The organism is Streptomyces coeruleorubidus, from assembly GCF_008705135.1.
GTDB lineage: Bacteria > Actinomycetota > Actinomycetes > Streptomycetales > Streptomycetaceae > Streptomyces > Streptomyces coeruleofuscus.
Map to the genome: position 1 here is coordinate 6,110,683 of NZ_CP023694.1, position 17,468 is coordinate 6,128,150.

Here is a 17,468-nt window from a genome sequence, read left to right on the forward strand (position 1 = left end):
ACGTGGGACGCCACAGCCGCCGTGGGCCGGTCGCCAAGAGCGACACCGCGGACACAACCGCAGTACGGGACGGCCGGGCCGGGTCAGGACAGCAACCGGAGCAGGGCCAGGCGCCGGGCACGAGCCGGGACGGCCGGACGGCCCCGCTCCGCGGCGCCTCGCCGGGCGGCTGGCCGCCGCCGGGTGCGGGCCCTCATCGCACGCCGGGGCCTCGGCCCGCGCCGGTGGACGGGACGCCCGCGCACGGGATGCCGCGTCTTCCGGACGGCTGGCTGCCGGACGGCACGCCCGTGCACGGCGCTCCGCGCCTGCCCGACGGCACCCCGGCGCGGGGTCTGCCCCGCTTTCCCGACGGCACGCCGGCGCGCGGTGTTCCACACCTGCCCGACGGGACTCCCGCGCAGGGTGTTCCGCGGCTTCCTGACGGGACTCCGGCGCGCGGTGGTCCGCGGCTTCCGGACGGTACCCCCGCGCGCGGCGTGCCCCGGGTTCCCGACGGGACTCCCGCGCACGGCACTCCCGCGCACGGCTTTCCGCAAGCGCGTGGAGGCCATCCCGAGCAGCGGGAAGCCGGAGGTGGCTGGGGTGAGTTGAGGGCCGGTGGCGGTGCTCCCATACCGCGGCAGCGGCGGGCTTCCGTGCCCGGGCCGCGGCAGGAGTACCTCAAGGCCTTCGACGAGGAGGACGACGTCTTCGCACCCCGTACGCCCGCCTCCGCACACGCGGCGGACGCCTACGCCTCCGTCACGGACTGGAACGCGGGCGCCCCGGCCGGCATCCGCTCCGACGACGACGATGACGACGCGGCGCCCACCGGCGCACCCGCGCCGGTCAAGGGCGCCAAGGGCCGTACGTTCACGGGCATCGCGGCTGCCGCCGTGACCACCGTGCTGGCCGTGATCGTCGCCGGTCAGGTCACCGACGACCCCGGTGGCGCCGATGTGCAGTCGCAGTCCGCCACCGATCAGGCCCGCGACCTCCGGGACCCCTCGTCCCGCGCGGACGGGCCGGCGCCCGCACCGCACGCCGGCGCGAAGCCGCTGACGTACGACGAGAAGATGGGCAAGACCTATCCGCTCGGCGCCACGTTCAAGGGCTCGGGCAAGTTCGACGCCGTGCCCGGAATCGCCACAGGGCCGGGTACGGGGCAGAAATTCACCTATCGCGTGGACGTGGAGCAGGGGCTCGGGCTCGACGCCGAGCTGTTCGCCGAGGCCGTGCAGAAGACGCTCAACGACCAGCGCAGCTGGGCCCACAACGGCGCACGCACCTTCGAGCGGATCTACTCCGGCAAGCCCGACTTCGTGATCACGCTCGCCAGCCCCGGCACGACCGCCGACTGGTGCGCCAAGTCCGGTCTGGACACCACCGTGGACAACGTCTCCTGCGACTCCGCCGCCACCGAGCGCGTGATGATCAACGCCTACCGGTGGGCGCAGGGCTCGGAGACGTACGGCGACAAGATCCACGCCTACCGGCAGATGCTGATCAACCACGAGGTCGGCCACCGCCTCGGCTACGGCCACGTCACCTGCGACAAGGACGGCGGCCTCGCCCCGGTCATGCAGCAGCAGACCAAGTTCCTCGACCACGACGGCATCCGCTGCCGGGCCAATCCCTGGGCGTATCCCGGAAGCTGACGGCGCCACAAGGGCGATCCGCGTAACGCGCCGAGCTGACCGCGGCATGACGATCCGTGCCCGGTTGATCTCCTAGCGCGACGGAACGCGATCCGCACGGGAAAGTTACGACCGTTCACCCCTTTTGGTGGCGCGACGGACAACCGTCCGTCGCGCCACCGCCTTGTCCGCATACGTTCGTCCCGCTGCGAGCCGCCGGGCAACGGCGGCTCCCCATACGGGAGATCGGGGGTGCACTCGTGCGCATCGGACTGCTTACGGAGGGTGGTTATCCGTACGTGAGCGGTGACGCCAGGCTCTGGTGCGACCGGCTCGTGCGCGGGCTCGGACAGCACGAGTTCGACGTCCACGCGCTCAGCCGCAGCCAGCACCAGGAGGACGAGGGCTGGATCCCGCTGCCGCCGAACGTCCGCAGGGTGCGCACAGCGCCGCTGTGGATGGCCGAGGACGACGAAGCGGTCCTGGGCCGCCGCGCGCGCCGGCGGTTCACCGAGTGCTTCGGCGAACTGGCGGCCGTGCTGAGTGGGACTTCCGGGGGTGCGCCGGCCGCCGCCAAGGGGTCGTCGGCGGGTACGTCTACCCCTGAGGCGGACCGTTTCGCCAATGCTCTGTACGGGCTCGCCGAACTCGCCCGCGAGGAGGGCGGCCTGGTGGGAGCTCTCCGCTCCGAGGCCGCCGTACGCACCCTGGAGCGCGCCTGTCGTGCGCCCGGCGCCCATCGCGCTGCGCGCGAGGCGCGCGTGCCGGATCTGCTCGCCGTGGCGGCACACCTGGAACGCGCCTTGCGCCCCCTCTCCCTCGACTGGTACGAGGACGCCGGACTTGGCGCGGTCGACCTCTGCCATGCCACGTCCGGTGGCCCGGCCGCCCTGCCGGGCCTGCTGGCCCGCCACTTCACCGGCGTGCCCCTGCTGGTCACCGAGTACGGCGTGCGCCTGCGCACCCATTACCTGACCGCCCCGGACGCGCCGCCCGCCGTACGGTCCCTGCTGGCGGCCTTCCACGGCAGGCTCGCGGCCGAGGCCTACGCACGGGCCGAGATCGTCACGTCCGGCAACACGCACGCCCGCCGCTGGCAGGAGCGCTGCGGGGCCGACCGCGAGAAGCTCCGCACGGTCTACCCCGGCATGGACGCCCGGCCCTTCGCCGAGGTCGGCGAATCCCCCGAGTGCGCCGACCCGGACACGCTCGTCTGGGTCGGACGCGTCGAACCCGCCAAGGACCTGGTCTCGCTGCTGCACGCCTTCGCGGAGATCCGCAAGCGGCAGCCCAAGACGCGTCTGCGCGTCGTCGGAACCCCCGCCGGGTCCGAGGGCACGGCCTACCTCGGCCACTGCCGCAGCCTGGCCGCCCAGCTCTTCCCCGACGAGGCCGAGGGGCCGCATGCCGACGGCGACAACCCGGTGTCCTTCGAGGAGATCGGCGGGCCGGAACTCCCGGCCCCCGCCGACGCCTACGCCTCCGGCGCCGTGACCGTCCTCTCCAGCGTCGTCGAGGGCTTCCCGATCAACCTCGTCGAAGCCATGCTCTGCGGACGAGTGACGGTGTCGACGGATGTCGGCGCGGTCGTGGAGGTCATCGGCGGCACCGGGCTCGTCGTACCGCCGCGCAATCCGCGGGCGCTCGCCGAGGCGTGCGTGGCGCTGCTGCGCGACCCCGAGCGCCGTGCGCGTCTGGGTGCCGCCGCCCGCGCCCGCGCCCTCGAACTGTTCACGGTCGAGCAGAACATCGAGGCATTTCACGGCATCTACCTGGAGATCGTCTCGCGGGCGCCGATCCGCCGCGTCGTCCTCGACGAAGCAGGGGCGCCGCTGCCCTTCGCGGTTCCCGCCGAGGACCACGTCCCGATCCGCTGGGCCGCCCCGTCGCCCAGCCTCGTCACCCGCGACGGCCCCGGCTGGGTGACGGGCAGACCCGTACGCGCGACCACTCCCGTCCCGGCCCCGGAGGGAGCACGATGACCGGCTTGGGCGAACTGGACCGCCCGGAGACCCCGACGAGCCCGGAGATCCCGACGAGCCCGGGGGCGTGGGACGCCGGATCGGAGCAGGCGCCGAGTCCCGCCGCCGATCCTGAGACCACGCCCGCGACCACGCCTGCGTCCGCACCGGAGGCGGCCGCCGACCGTAAGCCCTCCGCCCCGCGTCGCGGTGCCGCCGATCCCGTGAAAGCGCTGATGCACCGTCACCGCGAGCTCTGCGAACGCGCGGTGGATCCTCTCGAGATCGCGGCGGGCCTGGAGGCGCACGGCATCACCGACCGGACCGCCGCCCGATTCCGCCACCGGGACGTCTTCTCCCTCGCCGAGGAGATGTACGCGCGGGTCTCCCGCGACGGTGGAGCATCCCCGTCCTCCGCGCCCGTCGCTCCACGGGCACGCGCCGACTGGGCCCTGCTGACGCTCCTGCCGGGCACGCTGTGCGCCGCCGCCGTGGCCGCCGTGCACCTCACCCACGGCCGGTCGCGCCTGTTCGTGGCGGCGGCCGGCACCCTCGCCGTGGCCCTCGCCCTCCGGGCGGCCCTGCGCCGAGGCCCCCTGAGCAGACCCGACCGCTCAGCCCCGGGCAGGGCCACGACCTGGACCGCATGGCTCCTCGCCTATGCCGTCCTGGGCAACGGCCTGCTCGACAGCACCGTCGCCGGGGGCCCCGACGGCCTGCCCACCGGAACGGCCGACGGACCCTGGCCCCTCACGGCCGTCCCCGTCCTGGCCCTCACCCTGGCCTGCGCGCCCGCCGCCTGGACCGCCCACCTCTTCACCGCGCGCGCCCGCCGCAAACTCGCGGCCAGCCGCGGCCTGGAGGACTTCGCCGCCGCCGTACGACCGCTCCTGCTCGGCGCGTTCGCCCTCTTCCTGGCTGCCCTGGCGGCCCTGCTCACCCTCTGTGCCGCGGTCCTCGACGAGCCCGCGGCCTACGCGGAGGCCCTCACCCTGGGCGCCCTCCTCTTCCTGGCCCGCCTCCTCACCACCCACGGTTTCGCCTACGCCCCGGCCGTGGTCCTCACCGCCACGGCCACGATCCAGGCGGCCGCCCTCGCCGCGGTCTTCACCTCCCGCCTTCCCGGCTGCGGCTTCCTGGCCACCCCCGTCGAAACCCTCGTCACCACCTGGGGCGCCGGCAGCGTCCCCACGCTCGCCTGCGGCGCGGCGGCCCTGGCGCTCCTGGTCCACGCGGCCCGCAAGCTGACCAGGGCCTCGGCGCACGCTCCACCGGAACCCTCCCGGTGACCGCCGCTGCCACCGGCCCCGTCGCCGCCGGCAGCACCCGTCACATCCCTTCCTTCCGCCTCAAGGAGAACCCGCATGACCACCCGCCCAGCAGCCCCGGCCGTCCCGGGAGCCGCGCGATGAGAGTCCTGCTGATCGGAGCCAACGGCTACATCGGGCGCTTCGTCGCCGACCGCCTGCTCGCCGACCCGGCCGTACAGCTCACCGCCCTCGGCCGCGGTGACGACGCCGACGTCCGCTTCGACCTCGCGTCCGGCAGCCCCGGCGCCCTCACCCGCTTCCTCGACGCGGTCCACCCGGGCGTCGTCGTCAACTGTGCCGGAGCCACCAGGGGCGGTGCCCGCGAGCTCACCCGCCACAACACCGTCGCCGTGGCCACCGTCTGCGAGGCCCTGCGTCGCAGCGGCTGCGGTGCCCGGCTGGTGCAGATCGGGTGCAGCGCCGAGTACGGCCCCAGCCAGCCCGGCTCCTCCACGGCGGAGGACGCCGTCCCCCGGCCCGGCGGCCCGTACGGCGTCAGCAAACTCGCCGCCACCGAACTGGTCCTCGGCTCCGGCCTGGACGCCGTTGTCCTGCGCGTCTTCTCACCGGCCGGACCCGGAACCCCCGCCGGCTCCCCGCTGGGCCGGCTCGCCGAGGCCATGCGCCGCGCCATGCAGTCCGGCGACGGCGAGCTGAAACTCGGCGGCCTCGGCGCGCAGCGCGACTTCGTCGATGTCCGGGACGTGGCCCGTGCCGTCCACGCCGCCTCGCTCTCCGCCGCGCAGGGCGTCATCAACATCGGCTCCGGCCGCGCCGTACGCCTGCGCGACGCCGCCGCCGTCCTCGCCCGCGTGGCCGGATACGGCGGTGCCCTCCACGAACTCGACGGCCCTCCCGGCGCCCTGCGCCCGGCCATCGGCCACCCCCGACCCGACCCGGACCACGCGCCCCCGGTCGCGTACCCGTACCCGGACGGCTGCGGCAGCTGGCAGCAGGCCGATGTGCGCACCGCCCGCGACCGGCTCGGCTGGCGTCCCCGGATCGGCCTGGAGGAGTCCCTCGCCGACATCTGGATGGAGGCGGCATGCCGCATCTGACCAGGACACGACCACGCACCCCCGGCACGGAACTCCGCCCCGGCGTCGGCGTCCCCGGCTACGCGCACCCCCTCCTCGCCCCCACCGAGTGGGGCGAACTGGCCCGCCCCGGCACCCCGCTGCACTGGGTGGTCCTCAACGTGGCCGACGGCCCCGGCGCCCGCCCCGACCCGCACTGCCTGGAGGCGGCCGGCCGCCTGCGCAACGCGGGCATCCGCGTCCTCGGCCATCTCGACATCCGGTACGGCACCCGGAACTTCCAGGAGCTGGTCTCCGAAGCCCACCGGTTCGTCGACTGGTACCAGGTCGACGGCTTCCTCCTGGACCGCTGCCCGTCGGATCACGGCGGGTTGCCCGAGGTGCGCCGCACGGTCGCCACACTCCGCGTGATCCGTGACGATGCCCACATCGTCCTCGGCCACGGCATCCACCCTCACCCGGGCTATGCCCAGCTCGCCGACCAGCTGGTCACCTTCTCCGGCCCGTGGAGCGACTACCGCTGGTCGCAGGTGGCGGAGTGGACCGTCGACCATCCGCCCGAGCGCTTCTGCCACTTCGTCCACGGAGTGCCCCGCCCGCACCTGGCGGAGGCACTGGGCATCGCCCGCTGGCAGGGCGCCGCGACGATCTGGTTCACCGACCGCACGGACGAGGGCGGCCGCACCGACCCCTGGGAGGCCATGCCCGGCTACTGGGACGAAATCGTCTCGCTGGTCGGAACAGGTGTCTCGGAATGAAAAAGCGCATGGCACTGTTACGGGGAGAACAACCGTAGTGATTGACCGACCAACGGAGTCCCCGTGTCGCTGCCACCCCTGGTCGAGCCGGCTTCCGAGCTCACCGTAGACGAGGTCCGCAGGTACTCCCGCCACCTGATCATCCCCGACGTCGGGATGGACGGGCAGAAGCGGCTGAAGAACGCCAAGGTGCTGTGTGTGGGCGCCGGCGGCCTGGGCTCGCCGGCGCTGATGTACTTGGCCGCCGCAGGCGTCGGCACGCTCGGCATCGTGGAGTTCGACGAGGTCGACGAGTCGAACCTGCAGCGCCAGATCATCCACAGCCAGGCCGACATCGGCCGCCCCAAGGCGGAGTCCGCCCGCGACAGCGTCAAGGGCATCAACCCGTACGTGAACGTGATCCTTCACGAGGAGCGGCTCGAGGCCGACAACGTGATGGAGATCTTCAGCCAGTACGACCTGATCGTCGACGGCACGGACAACTTCGCGACCCGCTACCTGGTCAACGACGCCTGCGTGCTGCTGAACAAGCCCTACGTATGGGGCTCGATCTACCGCTTCGACGGCCAGGCCTCCGTCTTCTGGTCCGAGCACGGTCCCTGCTACCGCTGCCTGTACCCGGAGCCCCCGCCCCCCGGCATGGTCCCCTCCTGCGCCGAGGGCGGCGTCCTGGGCGTGCTGTGCGCGTCCATCGGTTCCATCCAGGTCAACGAGGCCATCAAGCTGCTCGCCGGCATCGGTGAGCCGCTGGTCGGCCGGCTCATGATCTACGACGCCCTGGAGATGCAGTACCGCCAGGTCAAGGTCCGCAAGGACCCGGACTGCGCGGTCTGCGGCGAGAACCCGACCGTCACCGAGCTCATCGACTACGAGGCCTTCTGCGGCGTCGTCTCCGAGGAGGCCCAGGCGGCGGCCGCCGACTCCACGATCACTCCCAAGCAGCTCAAGGAGTGGATCGACGACGGCGAGGGCATCGACATCATCGACGTCCGCGAGCCGAACGAGTACGAGATCGTCTCCATCCCGGGCGCCCGGCTGATCCCGAAGAACGAGTTCCTCATGGGCACCGCGCTGGAGAGCCTCCCGCAGGACAAGAAGATCGTCCTGCATTGCAAGACGGGTGTCCGCAGTGCGGAAGTCCTCGCGGTCCTGAAGTCGGCGGGCTTCTCGGACGCGGTCCACGTCGGCGGCGGCGTGATCGGCTGGGTCAACCAGATCGAGCCGGACAAGCCGGTGTACTAATCAGCCCTCTGGCTGACCAGCAGGACTGAAGAAGCCCACGGCTCTGACCAGGTCGGATGCCGTGGGCTTCTGTCGTTGTCGGTCGGCGTTGGCTGACCTCGTACGGCCCGGAGACGGCCCGGACATCACCTGTTGCAGGCGGCAACTACACTCAGAATCACCAGGGCGATCAGGAACATCGCCACGCAGCCGCCTACGGCACTCTCCGTCTCAGCGATGATCCCCTTGGGCTGCGGCCGAGACCTCTCGTAGTCGCGCATGCCCCGCGCCACCGCGCGCCTTATCTCGTCTTCGTCCACGTGCTTGCCCCCAGTCACACAGCGTCCCTGAACGACCACGGACAACCTACTGGCAAACGCACCGCTGCTCTGACCCCTTTGTCCCGAAGCAACTTGGGTGGAGCGGCTGCCTTGGGCTCGTACGCCCCTCACCTGGGCTGATGGTCCGTCGGCGTCCGCGCTCGTCCGTGGTTGTTCGTCGGCGTTGTCACGCAGTTAGACACTCACCGCCCGATCGCAGACTGCGGCAATGTAGCGGTCCGGGCGGTTCTGACCCAGGAGAGAATGGCACAGTGGATGTAGCTGCGGAACTGTGCGCTCCTAAAGGCTCGTTGTCCGTGGCGAGGGGATTCTCGGCCGTGTAGTCAGCGAGGCCGGCGGATCCGTTCCGGAACTCGTCGACCAAGTAGCCCCCGCGGTGGAAAGTGCAGTCGGCCCGGACACACCGGTAGAGATCGGCGACGCGCCGGGTAGATCGACGGCTGTGCAGCGAAGCTCTTGCCCTACTTGGCGGCCCATGAGCTCGTGTTCCCGGGCTCAAGACCCGGGACAGCACTTACGCCCGAAGGACGGCGGACGAGCTGTCCACCTGCTGGGCTACTAGGCCGCTTGGTACACGAACAGACCTGTCACCGGGAATAGGCATGCGGTGCTATCGCTGTGGCCTTGTGGCCTGAGTAGATCGTCCAGGTCACAGTTACGGAGATGTGGTATAGGCTGTACGTAATCTCCCTCAATCGGTGGTTTAGCCACCATTGCCTTGGCGTCGATCAATCTCGGCCATCGTCTTGTGGATGTTGTGACAGCTATTCACAGTCGGGTAATGTTCCTTGCCGATAATGGTCCTTCGGGGAGGGTGTAGTGAAACTTTCGGGGAATATCCTGCGCGCGGTAGGTGCAACTACTTGCGCAGCGGCCTTGACGGTAGGCATGTCCGGCCAGGCTATGGCTGCGCCGAGCAAGCTCCCGCTGCCTAGCTGCTGCAGTGACTCAGGTGGCTACGCTGAGTGGAACCCCGACCCCTACAACGGGCTGCCTGGCGACTCGGTACGGGTCTGTGACACGAGGGCCGACGACTGGGCAGTCGAAGCGAGTCTGGATACCGACGGGGACGGCAGATATGACGACCGTACGGTAAGTACTCGAGGTCACTCTGCTGGATACTGCTCTGGCTGGGCTTCTGGAGATCTACCTGAGAACATACGGATCGGTGTCTTCGTCAGCCTAGTTAAGGGCACGGCTGGAGGCACGAATAAAGCCTGGAGCGTGAGCACTAGCGCTTAGTCTATTTGCGCGTAATATGCGCCATCGAGGGTTAAGGTGATCTACCCGAGGCTGGCTTTTGAGGGTGTTCCCAATGTGGTGCAGTCCCAGATATTTGAGGTCGGCGTAACGGCTTTGGGCTGGAGCTGCTTTGGGGCGAGTGATCATGGCCCCGTAAGCTTCCGGCGAGTCGGGCAGTCTGTGGACCTGCCCGTTAAAGCACGACGTTGGGGCCATGATCTTCGAGGCTCGCCCCAAAGTGGCTGCCTAAAGCCGTGGAGCCGACCGCCCCAGCCACAGAGGGTGTCTCCCTCTTCATGCCCGCAGCCGCCGAGCGCGCCGCCGGGCGCGGCCAGCCGGGGCGAAGACAGGAGGCAGGCCGCGCCGCAGAGGCGGCGCGCGCCCGCGCCGTGCGCGGGCCTTGATGAAGTAGGGAAAGTCTTACCGCGATGCGGTCGAGTGTGCGGTTACAGGGCGAACGGCTCGTAGGACAGGGCTTGGTCGACGACCTTCGACGCCGTCTGCTGAGGATCGTGGTCCCAGAAGATGTAGTCGCTGATGTGTGGGCAGCCAAGTCCGCGCACGAGTGCTGCGATGATCTCGTCGGCTTCGGTCTCGTCGGCGTAGTCGGCGTTCATGAGCCGCTGGACGAGGTGGATGCCTTCCGCTCGGCTCATGTTGCGGGGCGTGGTCACGCCGCCTCGGTGCCGGGTGTCTGCCCGTGCTCCAGGTAGACCGGCGCAGCTGCGTCTCGGGCCTCTGCCGCTGCATTGATGCGCCGGGCCAATCGCGGGATGGTGTGCTCCGAGATCTGCTCGGGGGTGAAGAAGGCGAAGCTCTTCAGCTCCTCGGGCTGCAAGCTGATGCGGGCCAGGTCGTCCTGGCCGAGCTGGCCGCCGTCGAACAGGTACAGCACCTTGTCGCCCTCGGCCTCGTTAGGGGCCCAGTCGACCGCGAGCAGGCGCCCAAGGGGTGGGGTGATGCCCAGTTCCTCCTGGACCTCGCGGACGGCCGCGTGCAGAGGGGATTCGCCTGTCTCGACGTATCCGCCGGGGATCTCCCAGTAGTCCTTGTATGTGGGCTCCACCATGAGGACTCGCCCAGCGGTATCAAAGAAGAGCGCACCCGCTGCCATGCGCGGATGCGCCATCTTCGCTTCCTGTGCATTCGGTGCCATGCAGCCGAGGGTACCCAGCTCAGACGACATGCAGCCTGTTGGCCAGGTCCGCCAGACTACGGCTCGGCCGGCCTCGCTGGTTCCGGACCCAGGTGAGCACCAGCTCGCGGGCGAGGTAGTGGCTTCGTACCTGCTCAGGTGCCCAGCTTTCCGCTTCAAGGATCTTCGCCAGAGCGTCGTCCATGCGGTTGTGGGCGCTGAGCGCTCGCGCCACTTCGAGGTTGTGCCGGGTCCGGCGCTCGGTCGGCAGGCCGCTGGTGTCGATCTCCGGGCCCAGGTCCACCGCGATCTGCATGTCACCCAGCTCGGCGGCGGTCGCCACCCGGTGGATCGCCACGTTCGTGGGACCGAAAGCGGTCCAGACGTGGTTGGCGTCCGTGCCCAGACGCTGCGCCGCCTGGTCGGCCTCCGCGAGGAAGGTCTGAGTCGTTGCGCGGTCTTCCGCTCGGGCCGCAGCCATGGAGCCCGCGAGGTACAGGGTTCCGTAGATCGACAGGAACGCCGGGCTCGCGTCGGCCAGGCCGGGGCGAAGGAACTCGCCCGCGTCCCCAACGAGCTGCGTGGCGGCATCGAACCGACCATTGGACAACAGGCAGTGCGCCACGGAGCGAAAAAGGGAGCCGGTCACCATCGCGTTGCCGGATTGCTGGGCTGCTGCCAGACCGCGGTCGGCTGCGATCCATGCGAGGTCGGTTTCTCCGAGCTTGGTGAGCACCATCGCCGCACCCTGGTAGGTCATCGCCATAAGCTCATGCGCTCGCTCACGCTCCCGGCCCTCGTAGGCCTGGGCCGCGATGAGCGCATCGGCCAGCAACAGCGGTAGGCGGCGAGTGGCGAACGCGTAGCGCGAGTCCTGGTAGGCGTCCCACACCTCAGCGACGCTGCTGTGGAGTTCGTCGAGTGAGGTCGGCTCGCCCTCGGTCGTGACCCCCAATAGAGGAGTTAGCTGGCGGTAGTTCATCAGGGCCGAGCGAAGCGCCGGCACCGTGCGCGTGCCGCTGTCAGCGGTCCACTCCAACAGAGTGGGTTCGGCAAGCAGGTCGCCCAGGGTCACGTCGAGTGCATCGGCAACCGACTTGATGACCGAGAGCCGGTCCAGCTCGATCCGGTTGTTCTCGGCCTTGCTGACCCAGTCGACGGTTCGGCCGACCAGTCCGGCCAGGACTTCTTGGGACATGCCGCGCCTGCGGCGGTACCAGGCAACGCGTTCGCCGATCGTCAGATTCGTCGTCATTCCTCGCATGGCAAGAGCGTCCCCCCGTCTCTACATGGGACCCCGGAGAGATTTTCCGGGGTACTCCGGCGACCCGCTCCTAGCGTTACTGACAACCCCAGGGGCTGTCAGGTCGAACCACAACGAAGGAGCCACGCGATGCCGCTGACCCCGGCCGAAGTGGTCGAACTCATCAGGGAGGTCAGAGAGCTTGGTGAGGAGGTGGCCGCGCTCGGGAACCGAGCTGAGGCGTTGGTCAGTCGTCTTGCGCCTGGTTCCGTACCAGTTGCTCAAGCTGATCCATCCGCTCGGCGAGCCGACGTACCTCTTGGCGGACATCGGACAGGTACCCGGCGATCTCCTCGAACTCCGGGCTGTGCTTCGCCGGACGAGGTTCCTCGGGAAGGGTGACGAAGCTGCCCTTGCCCTGGTGGGAGATCACGTAGCCATCCTCCCGGAGGCGTGAGATCGCCTGTCGGGCGACCGTGCGCGAGACGTCGTGCGTAGCCATCAGCTCGGTCTCGGACGGCAGCTTCTTGCCTGGAGCCAGCTCTCCCTGGCGGATGCGGCGCTTGAAGTCATCAGCGATCTCCAGGTACTTCGCGCGTCCGGTGAACTCGGCCATAGCCCCTCTCAGTGCTTGTCGCACTAAGTGCAGCACATCCAACCGACAACAGTCGAGAACCACTTGACGTACTAAGTACTTCAGGTGCACTCTCGTGGCAGGTCGACGTACTAAGTACGTCAGGTTCGATGACAGCTAGGAGCGCACTCATGCGTCAGATCCCCGTTGAGACCTCCGGCGCGACCGTGATGGTCGCCAAGGCCCCGCAGCCCAAGGTCCGTGACCGCCGTACCGGCGAGATCGCTACCGACGCCGACGGCGTCAAGCTGATGACCGTGGACGTGATGTTCGCGGCCAACGACGAAGTCGAGATCCTGTCCATCACCGTCCCGGAGCCCGGTATCTCCAGCGACCTGGCCATGGGCACCCCGGTCGCGCTGACGGGGCTGATCGCCCGGCCGTGGGAGAACGAGTTCAACGGCCAGAAGCGCCACGGCATCGCCTTCCGCGCGGTCGCCGTCACCTCGCTGGCCGCCACCGGTTCGGCATCTGAGGCGGCCTGATCATGACATGGTTCATGGTCGCTGTGGTTGTGGTCGTCGCCGCTGCGGGTCTCCTGCGGTGGCGGCGCCCCGCCTGGTACTGGCTGACCTTCGGCGTCATCGTCGCGACCGTGCGGGTCCTGGTGCGCTACGCCTCGGTCATGGACGCCTGTGGCCTGACGGTTCCGCCCTCGCGCTGGCGGCTGGCCCTGGCCCGGGTGGCCAACCGGCCGGTGCCGGAGTCCCGGGTGCCGCGCATCCTGCGGTTACGGCCCACCAGGACCGGCCTGGTCCTCCGGCTCAAGCTCCGACCCGGCCAGGATGCCTTCGACGTGTCGGCCGCGACGGACCGGCTGCGCCACTCCTTCGGGATGTACGGCGTGACCTCCCGCGAGGTCCGTTCCGGTGTCGTTGAGGTGCGGATGACCGGCTATGACGTGCTCAAGCGGGTCCAGATGCCCGCCAAGGCCGACACGCGTCCGATGCGGGTTCCGGTCGCGCTGCGGGAGGACGGCTCGGTGCACTACCGCGACTACCGCGCCATCCCGCACGGGCTGACCCTCGGGGCCACGGAGTCCGGCAAGTCCGTCTATCAGCGCAACTTGGTCGCCGGGCTCGCCCCGATGGACGTCGCTCTGGTCGGCATCGACTGCAAGCAAGGCGTTGAGCTGTTCCCGCTTGCCCGCCGCTTCTCCGCCCTGGCCGACAGCCCCGACACCGCCCTGGAGTTGCTGGAGGCGCTGGTGTCGCACATGGAGGAGGTCTATCAGCTGATCCGGGCTGAGCAGCGCATCAGTGTCGCGGTGCCGGATGCGGAGATCGCCGCTGACATCTGGGATCTGCCTGACGACATCCGCCCGGTCCCGGTCGTGGTCTTGGTCGACGAGGTCGCCGAACTCGCCCTGTTCGCCAGCAGGGAGGAGGAGAAGCGCCGGGACCGGATCATCACCGCCCTCGTGCGTCTCGCTCAGCTCGGCCGCGCGGCTGGCATCTATCTGGAGATCTGCGGGCAGCGTTTCGGCTCCGAACTCGGCAAAGGGATCACCATGCTCCGTGCCCAGCTCACCGGCCGCACCGCCCACCGCGTCAACGACGAAACAAGCGCGAACATGGCCTTCGGTGACATCTCTCCGGACGCCGTCCTGGCCGCTATCCAGATTCCCGCCGAGACACGCGGGCTGGCGATCGCCGGTGACTCGACCGGTGGTTGGCACCGCATCCGTGCCCCACATACCTCGCTGCGCCAGGCCGTGAACCTCTGCAACAAGTACGCCGACCGCACCCCCGACGTGCCCGCCCTCGCGCCGTTCCGGCCCGCGGTCGCCGCGCCGTCGGCCCGGATGCCGCTGTCCAAGACAGCCCCCGCCACCGCCTGAACCTTCCCCGCTCCACCGGTTGGCGTGACCGCTTCGCGCCAGGTCCCTACCCCTCCCATGCCATATCTCCGGAAGGAGCCGTGATGGCCCGCCCCGCTCTCCGCGTCGATGCCGTCCTGGTCCAGGCCGTCATCGCCGGGGCGCTGTCCTTCGCCCACCTCCACGACCTGGCCGCCGCTGCTGGACAGGACGGCTGGAAAGCCTGGGCCTACCCGATCAGCGTGGACCTGCTCCTGGTCGCTGCCTGGCGGCGTCTGCGCTCCAACGGGCCGTCCCGGCTGGCCTGGTGCTGGTTCGTGATCGCCCTGGTCGCTTCGCTGGGTGCCAACGTCGCCACCGCCGGACTCCTCGACCTCGACCACGTTCCGGCCTGGCTGCGCATCCTGGTCGCCGCCTGGCCCGCCCTGGCCTTCATGGGCGGCACCCTCCTCGCCCACTCCGTCACAGAGCAGGCGCCGGAACCGCCGGCACCCGCAGCCCCGGTCACCGAGACGGACCCTGAGCCGGTTACCGAGACCGAACCAGAACCTGTGCCTGAGCCGGTCCCGGCGGTCGAGGACACCCCGGCCCTTCCCGCCGCCGAGCCTGCCCCGGCTGACCCTGCTCCGGCTGTGCCGGTCCCGGCCGCGCTGGTCGACCACGCCCGCAAGGTCGCTGACGACCACCGTGCCCGTACCGGTTCGCCGATCGACACCGACACCCTGCGCGCCCGTCTCGGCGTCCCGCCTCAGCTGGCCGACGCAATCGCCGCCCAACTCGCCTGACCCGAAGGGAGAACACCCGTCATGCCCGCTCGTGACCACTTCCACTCCGTGATGCGGATCGGCCCGGTGCAGATCGGCACCCACCGCGACCGCCACGGCCAGACCAAGTACGCCGCCGTGTGCACCGCCGACCGCTGCGGCTGGTCCTCCGACTACTCCAGCCAGTCCGCCGCCCAGCTCGCCGCCCGCACCCACCGCTGCCGCGTCCGCTAGGAGGCCACCGCCATGGAAGTACCGCTCTGGCTCGCCCTGCTCGTCGTCGGCTACCTCGGCGTCAAGCTCATCCGCCCGCCCGCCTGGCTCATCGCCGTCCTGCTGCTCGGCGGCTTCCTCCTCGCGGACAGCGTCCTGGCCCCCGCCATCGACACCTTCATCAAGTAGCCGAAGGGAGAACCGCTGATGTTCCGTCCGAAGATCCCGACCATGCCCACGCCGACCGGCCAGGTCACGTCGCCCGTCGTGGTCGAGCCGAGCGCCATCGTCCCGGCCGCCCAGACCTCGCCGCCTGCCCCGGTGGCCCCGGCTCCTGCCCGGCCCACGGTGCAGCTCACCCCCGGCACCGCTCTCGCCCTCGTCGGCGGCGGCACCGCCGTAGTCCTGGTCGTCGGCGCCGTCCTGGTCTCCATGCTCCTCGCGGTCGCCATCACCGGCGCCTCGGTCGCCGTCTGCGCCGTCGTCCTGCGCTCCCTGCTCGCCTCGGAGACGAAGCGACGCTGACCGGCCCCCGGGCGGCTCCGATACCGCCAAGCATCCGCCGCCCGGGCGCCGTCCCTGTCCGATCCACTGAACCGGAAGGAACCCCCAGCATGACTCACCGCACCGCCACGCCGACGCCCCGCATCTGCCCCAACTGCGACGGCTTCGCTACCGCCGCCATCACCACCGGCGGCCGCGACCGGCACGGCCACCTGCCCACGCTCACCATCGACTGTCGGGCCTGCAACGGCCAGGGCACCGTACCCGCCCGCCGCGTCCAGGAGGGTGCGCGTGCCTGACCTGCTCAACCCGACCACCCTCGGCGATCTGCTGAGGGTGGCCTCGGCATCCGACTTTGACCGCTGGCACGAGCAGATCCGCCGCACCGGCGGCTGCGCCGACCCCATCCACCTCACCGGCTGGACGATCACCAAGGACAAGACCACCGGCGAGACCCTGCACCACTACACCACCGCCAACGAGCCGGGCGGACGCCTCCGCGTCGCCTGCGGCAACCGCCGCGCCTCCCGCTGCCCCTCCTGCGCCTGGACCTACGCAGGGGACACCTACCACCTCATCCGCGCAGGGCTCGCCGGAGACGACCGACGGGACATCCCCACCGCCGTCCGCGACCACCCCCGCGTCTTCGCCACCCTCACCGCCCCCTCCTTCGGCCCGGTCCACAACCGGCCCGATCACGGCGCCTGCCGATGCGGCACCCACCACGCCGCCGACGATCCCGCCCTCGGTACGGCCCTCGATCCGGCCACCTACGACTACGCGGGCGCCGTGCTGTTCAACAACCACGCCGGGCAGCTCTGGCAGCGCTTCACCAACCGGCTCCGCCGCGAGATCGCCGCCCGCGCCGGCATCACCCAGCGCGAGCTGAAAGAGTGCGCCCGCCTCTCCTACGGCAAGGTCGCCGAGTTCCAAAAGCGCGGCGCCGTGCACTTCCACGCCGTCATCCGCATCGACGGCCCCGACGGACCCGAGACCGCCCCGCCCGCCTGGGCCACGGTCAACCTCCTCGCCGACTCGATCCGTGCAGCTGCCGCGCACTCCTACACCTCGGTCTCCGTCCCGGCCGCCGAGGACCAGCCCGCCCGTACCTTCCGCTGGGGCACCCAGCTCGACGTCCGCCCCGTGAAGGCCTTCGGCGACGGCTCCGACATCACCGAGCAGGCCGTCGCCTCGTACGTGGCCAAGTACGCAACCAAGGCCGCCGAGAACACCGGCACCCTGGACCGACGCATCGGCGAACTCGCCGAACTCGACCGCCACGGTGTCCCGGACCACACCCGCCGCCTCATCGAGGCCTGCAAGCAGCTCGACCCGCTCTACCCGGAACGGCGCCTGTGGGCCTGGGCACACATGCTCGGCTTTCGCGGCCACTTCTCCTCCAAGTCCCGCCGGTACTCCACCACCCTCGGCGCCCTGCGCCAGGCACGCGCCGACTACCGCGCCGCCCAGGAACACGCCGCCCTCGGGCTGGACGACCGCGAGCCGGACACCGTCCTGGTCCTGGCCGACTGGCAGTACGCCGGGCACGGCCACACTCCCGGCGAGTCCGCCCTCGCCGCCACCATCGCCCGCGACCTCCAGCTCAACCGCGAAACCGCCCGCGAAGCCCTACGTGACCAGCTCGCCGACGAAAGGGAGTGCTGACC

At 70.4% G+C, this 17,468-nt stretch carries 18 protein-coding genes; 14 read left to right on the forward strand and 4 right to left on the reverse strand.

The annotated features are described in order from the left end of the window. Nucleotides 1-2: 2 nt before the first annotated feature. The 6 genes from CP976_RS28355 (at nt 3) to moeZ (ending at nt 7,927) form a co-directional block, all read left to right on the forward strand. The gene (locus CP976_RS28355; protein ID WP_150482887.1) at nt 3-1,640 is read left to right on the forward strand and encodes a DUF3152 domain-containing protein; all 1,638 of its coding nucleotides are present in this window, start codon (nt 3-5) and stop codon (nt 1,638-1,640) included. Between the two features lie 239 nt (nt 1,641-1,879). Then, nucleotides 1,880-3,601, forward strand: coding sequence for a DUF3492 domain-containing protein (locus CP976_RS28360; RefSeq protein WP_150482888.1), 1,722 nt, complete (start codon nt 1,880-1,882; stop codon nt 3,599-3,601). After that, nucleotides 3,598-4,869 (forward strand): hypothetical protein, encoded by a 1,272-nt coding sequence (locus tag CP976_RS28365; RefSeq protein WP_150482889.1) that lies wholly within the window; start codon nt 3,598-3,600, stop codon nt 4,867-4,869. The genes CP976_RS28360 and CP976_RS28365 overlap by 4 nt, the downstream gene beginning before the upstream one ends. A gap of 119 nt (nt 4,870-4,988) precedes the next feature. Further along, nucleotides 4,989-5,948, forward strand: a complete 960-nt coding sequence (locus CP976_RS28370) for an NAD-dependent epimerase/dehydratase family protein (protein WP_086560583.1) — start codon at nt 4,989-4,991, stop codon at nt 5,946-5,948. Then, complete coding sequence (locus tag CP976_RS28375) at nt 5,936-6,685, forward strand: spherulation-specific family 4 protein (RefSeq protein ID WP_150482890.1); 750 nt, start codon at nt 5,936-5,938, stop codon at nt 6,683-6,685. Before CP976_RS28370 ends, CP976_RS28375 begins: the two co-directional genes overlap by 13 nt. Before the next feature lie 63 nt (nt 6,686-6,748). Next, nucleotides 6,749-7,927 carry an adenylyltransferase/sulfurtransferase MoeZ gene (gene moeZ / locus CP976_RS28380; protein ID WP_086844363.1) on the forward strand — a complete coding sequence of 393 codons (1,179 nt, stop codon included), beginning with the start codon at nt 6,749-6,751 and terminating at the stop codon, nt 7,925-7,927. Nucleotides 7,928-9,935: 2,008 nt separating this feature from the next. Here moeZ and CP976_RS28385 read toward each other — a convergent pair. The 4 genes from CP976_RS28385 to CP976_RS28400 all read right to left on the reverse strand — a co-directional run bounded on the left by CP976_RS28385 (nt 9,936) and on the right by CP976_RS28400 (nt 12,483). Beyond that, the gene (locus tag CP976_RS28385; RefSeq protein ID WP_150482891.1) at nt 9,936-10,145 is read right to left on the reverse strand and encodes an e9imm peptide; all 210 of its coding nucleotides are present in this window, start codon (nt 10,143-10,145) and stop codon (nt 9,936-9,938) included. A 14-nt stretch (nt 10,146-10,159) separates the two neighbouring features. Beyond that, nucleotides 10,160-10,645: an NUDIX domain-containing protein gene (locus tag CP976_RS28390; RefSeq protein ID WP_150482892.1), complete on the reverse strand. Its 486-nt coding sequence runs from the start codon at nt 10,643-10,645 to the stop codon at nt 10,160-10,162. Between the two features lie 19 nt (nt 10,646-10,664). Continuing rightward, a complete protein-coding gene (locus CP976_RS28395; RefSeq protein WP_150482893.1) occupies nt 10,665-11,879 on the reverse strand; it encodes a helix-turn-helix domain-containing protein in 1,215 nt (404 codons plus the stop codon). 235 nt (nt 11,880-12,114) lie between these two features. After that, complete coding sequence (locus CP976_RS28400; protein WP_150482894.1) at nt 12,115-12,483, reverse strand: GntR family transcriptional regulator; 369 nt, start codon at nt 12,481-12,483, stop codon at nt 12,115-12,117. 149 nt (nt 12,484-12,632) lie between these two features. On the opposite strand from CP976_RS28400, the gene CP976_RS28405 reads away from it, so the two are divergent. From CP976_RS28405 to repSA, 8 genes are all read left to right on the forward strand, one after another. Continuing rightward, entirely contained in the window at nt 12,633-12,986 is a 354-nt protein-coding gene (locus tag CP976_RS28405; protein WP_059423151.1) for an SCO3933 family regulatory protein, read from the forward strand. A gap of 2 nt (nt 12,987-12,988) precedes the next feature. Beyond that, on the forward strand, nt 12,989-14,341 hold the full coding sequence (locus tag CP976_RS28410; protein ID WP_150482895.1) for an FtsK/SpoIIIE domain-containing protein: 1,353 nt from the start codon (nt 12,989-12,991) through the stop codon (nt 14,339-14,341). An 83-nt stretch (nt 14,342-14,424) separates the two neighbouring features. After that, nucleotides 14,425-15,105, forward strand: coding sequence for a DUF2637 domain-containing protein (locus CP976_RS28415; protein ID WP_150482896.1), 681 nt, complete (start codon nt 14,425-14,427; stop codon nt 15,103-15,105). Nucleotides 15,106-15,126: 21 nt separating this feature from the next. Further along, complete coding sequence (locus tag CP976_RS28420; RefSeq protein ID WP_031108984.1) at nt 15,127-15,318, forward strand: mobile element transfer protein; 192 nt, start codon at nt 15,127-15,129, stop codon at nt 15,316-15,318. Nucleotides 15,319-15,330: 12 nt separating this feature from the next. Next, the gene (locus tag CP976_RS28425; protein ID WP_104779910.1) at nt 15,331-15,486 is read left to right on the forward strand and encodes a hypothetical protein; all 156 of its coding nucleotides are present in this window, start codon (nt 15,331-15,333) and stop codon (nt 15,484-15,486) included. An 18-nt stretch (nt 15,487-15,504) separates the two neighbouring features. Continuing rightward, nucleotides 15,505-15,822 carry a SpdD-like protein gene (locus CP976_RS28430; RefSeq protein ID WP_150482897.1) on the forward strand — a complete coding sequence of 106 codons (318 nt, stop codon included), beginning with the start codon at nt 15,505-15,507 and terminating at the stop codon, nt 15,820-15,822. Nucleotides 15,823-15,911: 89 nt separating this feature from the next. After that, a complete protein-coding gene (locus tag CP976_RS28435; RefSeq protein ID WP_150482898.1) occupies nt 15,912-16,100 on the forward strand; it encodes a hypothetical protein in 189 nt (62 codons plus the stop codon). After that, entirely contained in the window at nt 16,093-17,466 is a 1,374-nt protein-coding gene (gene repSA / locus CP976_RS28440; protein WP_150482899.1) for a replication initiator protein RepSA, read from the forward strand. Before CP976_RS28435 ends, repSA begins: the two co-directional genes overlap by 8 nt. Nucleotides 17,467-17,468 lie beyond the last annotated feature (2 nt).

What these genes read in the sequence shown, in the direction of transcription:
- CP976_RS28365 (WP_150482889.1), top strand. Translation starts at nt 3,598, where the DNA reads ATGACCGGCTTGGGCGAACTGGACCGCCCGGAGACCCCGACGAGCCCG.
- CP976_RS28370 (WP_086560583.1), top strand. Translation starts at nt 4,989, where the DNA reads ATGAGAGTCCTGCTGATCGGAGCCAACGGCTACATCGGGCGCTTCGTC.
- CP976_RS28375 (WP_150482890.1), top strand. Translation starts at nt 5,936, where the DNA reads ATGCCGCATCTGACCAGGACACGACCACGCACCCCCGGCACGGAACTC.
- CP976_RS28385 (WP_150482891.1), bottom strand. Translation starts at nt 10,145, where the DNA reads ATGAGCCGAGCGGAAGGCATCCACCTCGTCCAGCGGCTCATGAACGCC.
- CP976_RS28390 (WP_150482892.1), bottom strand. Translation starts at nt 10,645, where the DNA reads ATGGCACCGAATGCACAGGAAGCGAAGATGGCGCATCCGCGCATGGCA.
- CP976_RS28395 (WP_150482893.1), bottom strand. Translation starts at nt 11,879, where the DNA reads ATGACGACGAATCTGACGATCGGCGAACGCGTTGCCTGGTACCGCCGC.
- CP976_RS28400 (WP_150482894.1), bottom strand. Translation starts at nt 12,483, where the DNA reads ATGGCCGAGTTCACCGGACGCGCGAAGTACCTGGAGATCGCTGATGAC.
- CP976_RS28405 (WP_059423151.1), top strand. Translation starts at nt 12,633, where the DNA reads ATGCGTCAGATCCCCGTTGAGACCTCCGGCGCGACCGTGATGGTCGCC.
- CP976_RS28410 (WP_150482895.1), top strand. Translation starts at nt 12,989, where the DNA reads ATGACATGGTTCATGGTCGCTGTGGTTGTGGTCGTCGCCGCTGCGGGT.
- CP976_RS28415 (WP_150482896.1), top strand. Translation starts at nt 14,425, where the DNA reads ATGGCCCGCCCCGCTCTCCGCGTCGATGCCGTCCTGGTCCAGGCCGTC.
- CP976_RS28420 (WP_031108984.1), top strand. Translation starts at nt 15,127, where the DNA reads ATGCCCGCTCGTGACCACTTCCACTCCGTGATGCGGATCGGCCCGGTG.
- CP976_RS28425 (WP_104779910.1), top strand. Translation starts at nt 15,331, where the DNA reads ATGGAAGTACCGCTCTGGCTCGCCCTGCTCGTCGTCGGCTACCTCGGC.
- CP976_RS28430 (WP_150482897.1), top strand. Translation starts at nt 15,505, where the DNA reads ATGTTCCGTCCGAAGATCCCGACCATGCCCACGCCGACCGGCCAGGTC.
- CP976_RS28435 (WP_150482898.1), top strand. Translation starts at nt 15,912, where the DNA reads ATGACTCACCGCACCGCCACGCCGACGCCCCGCATCTGCCCCAACTGC.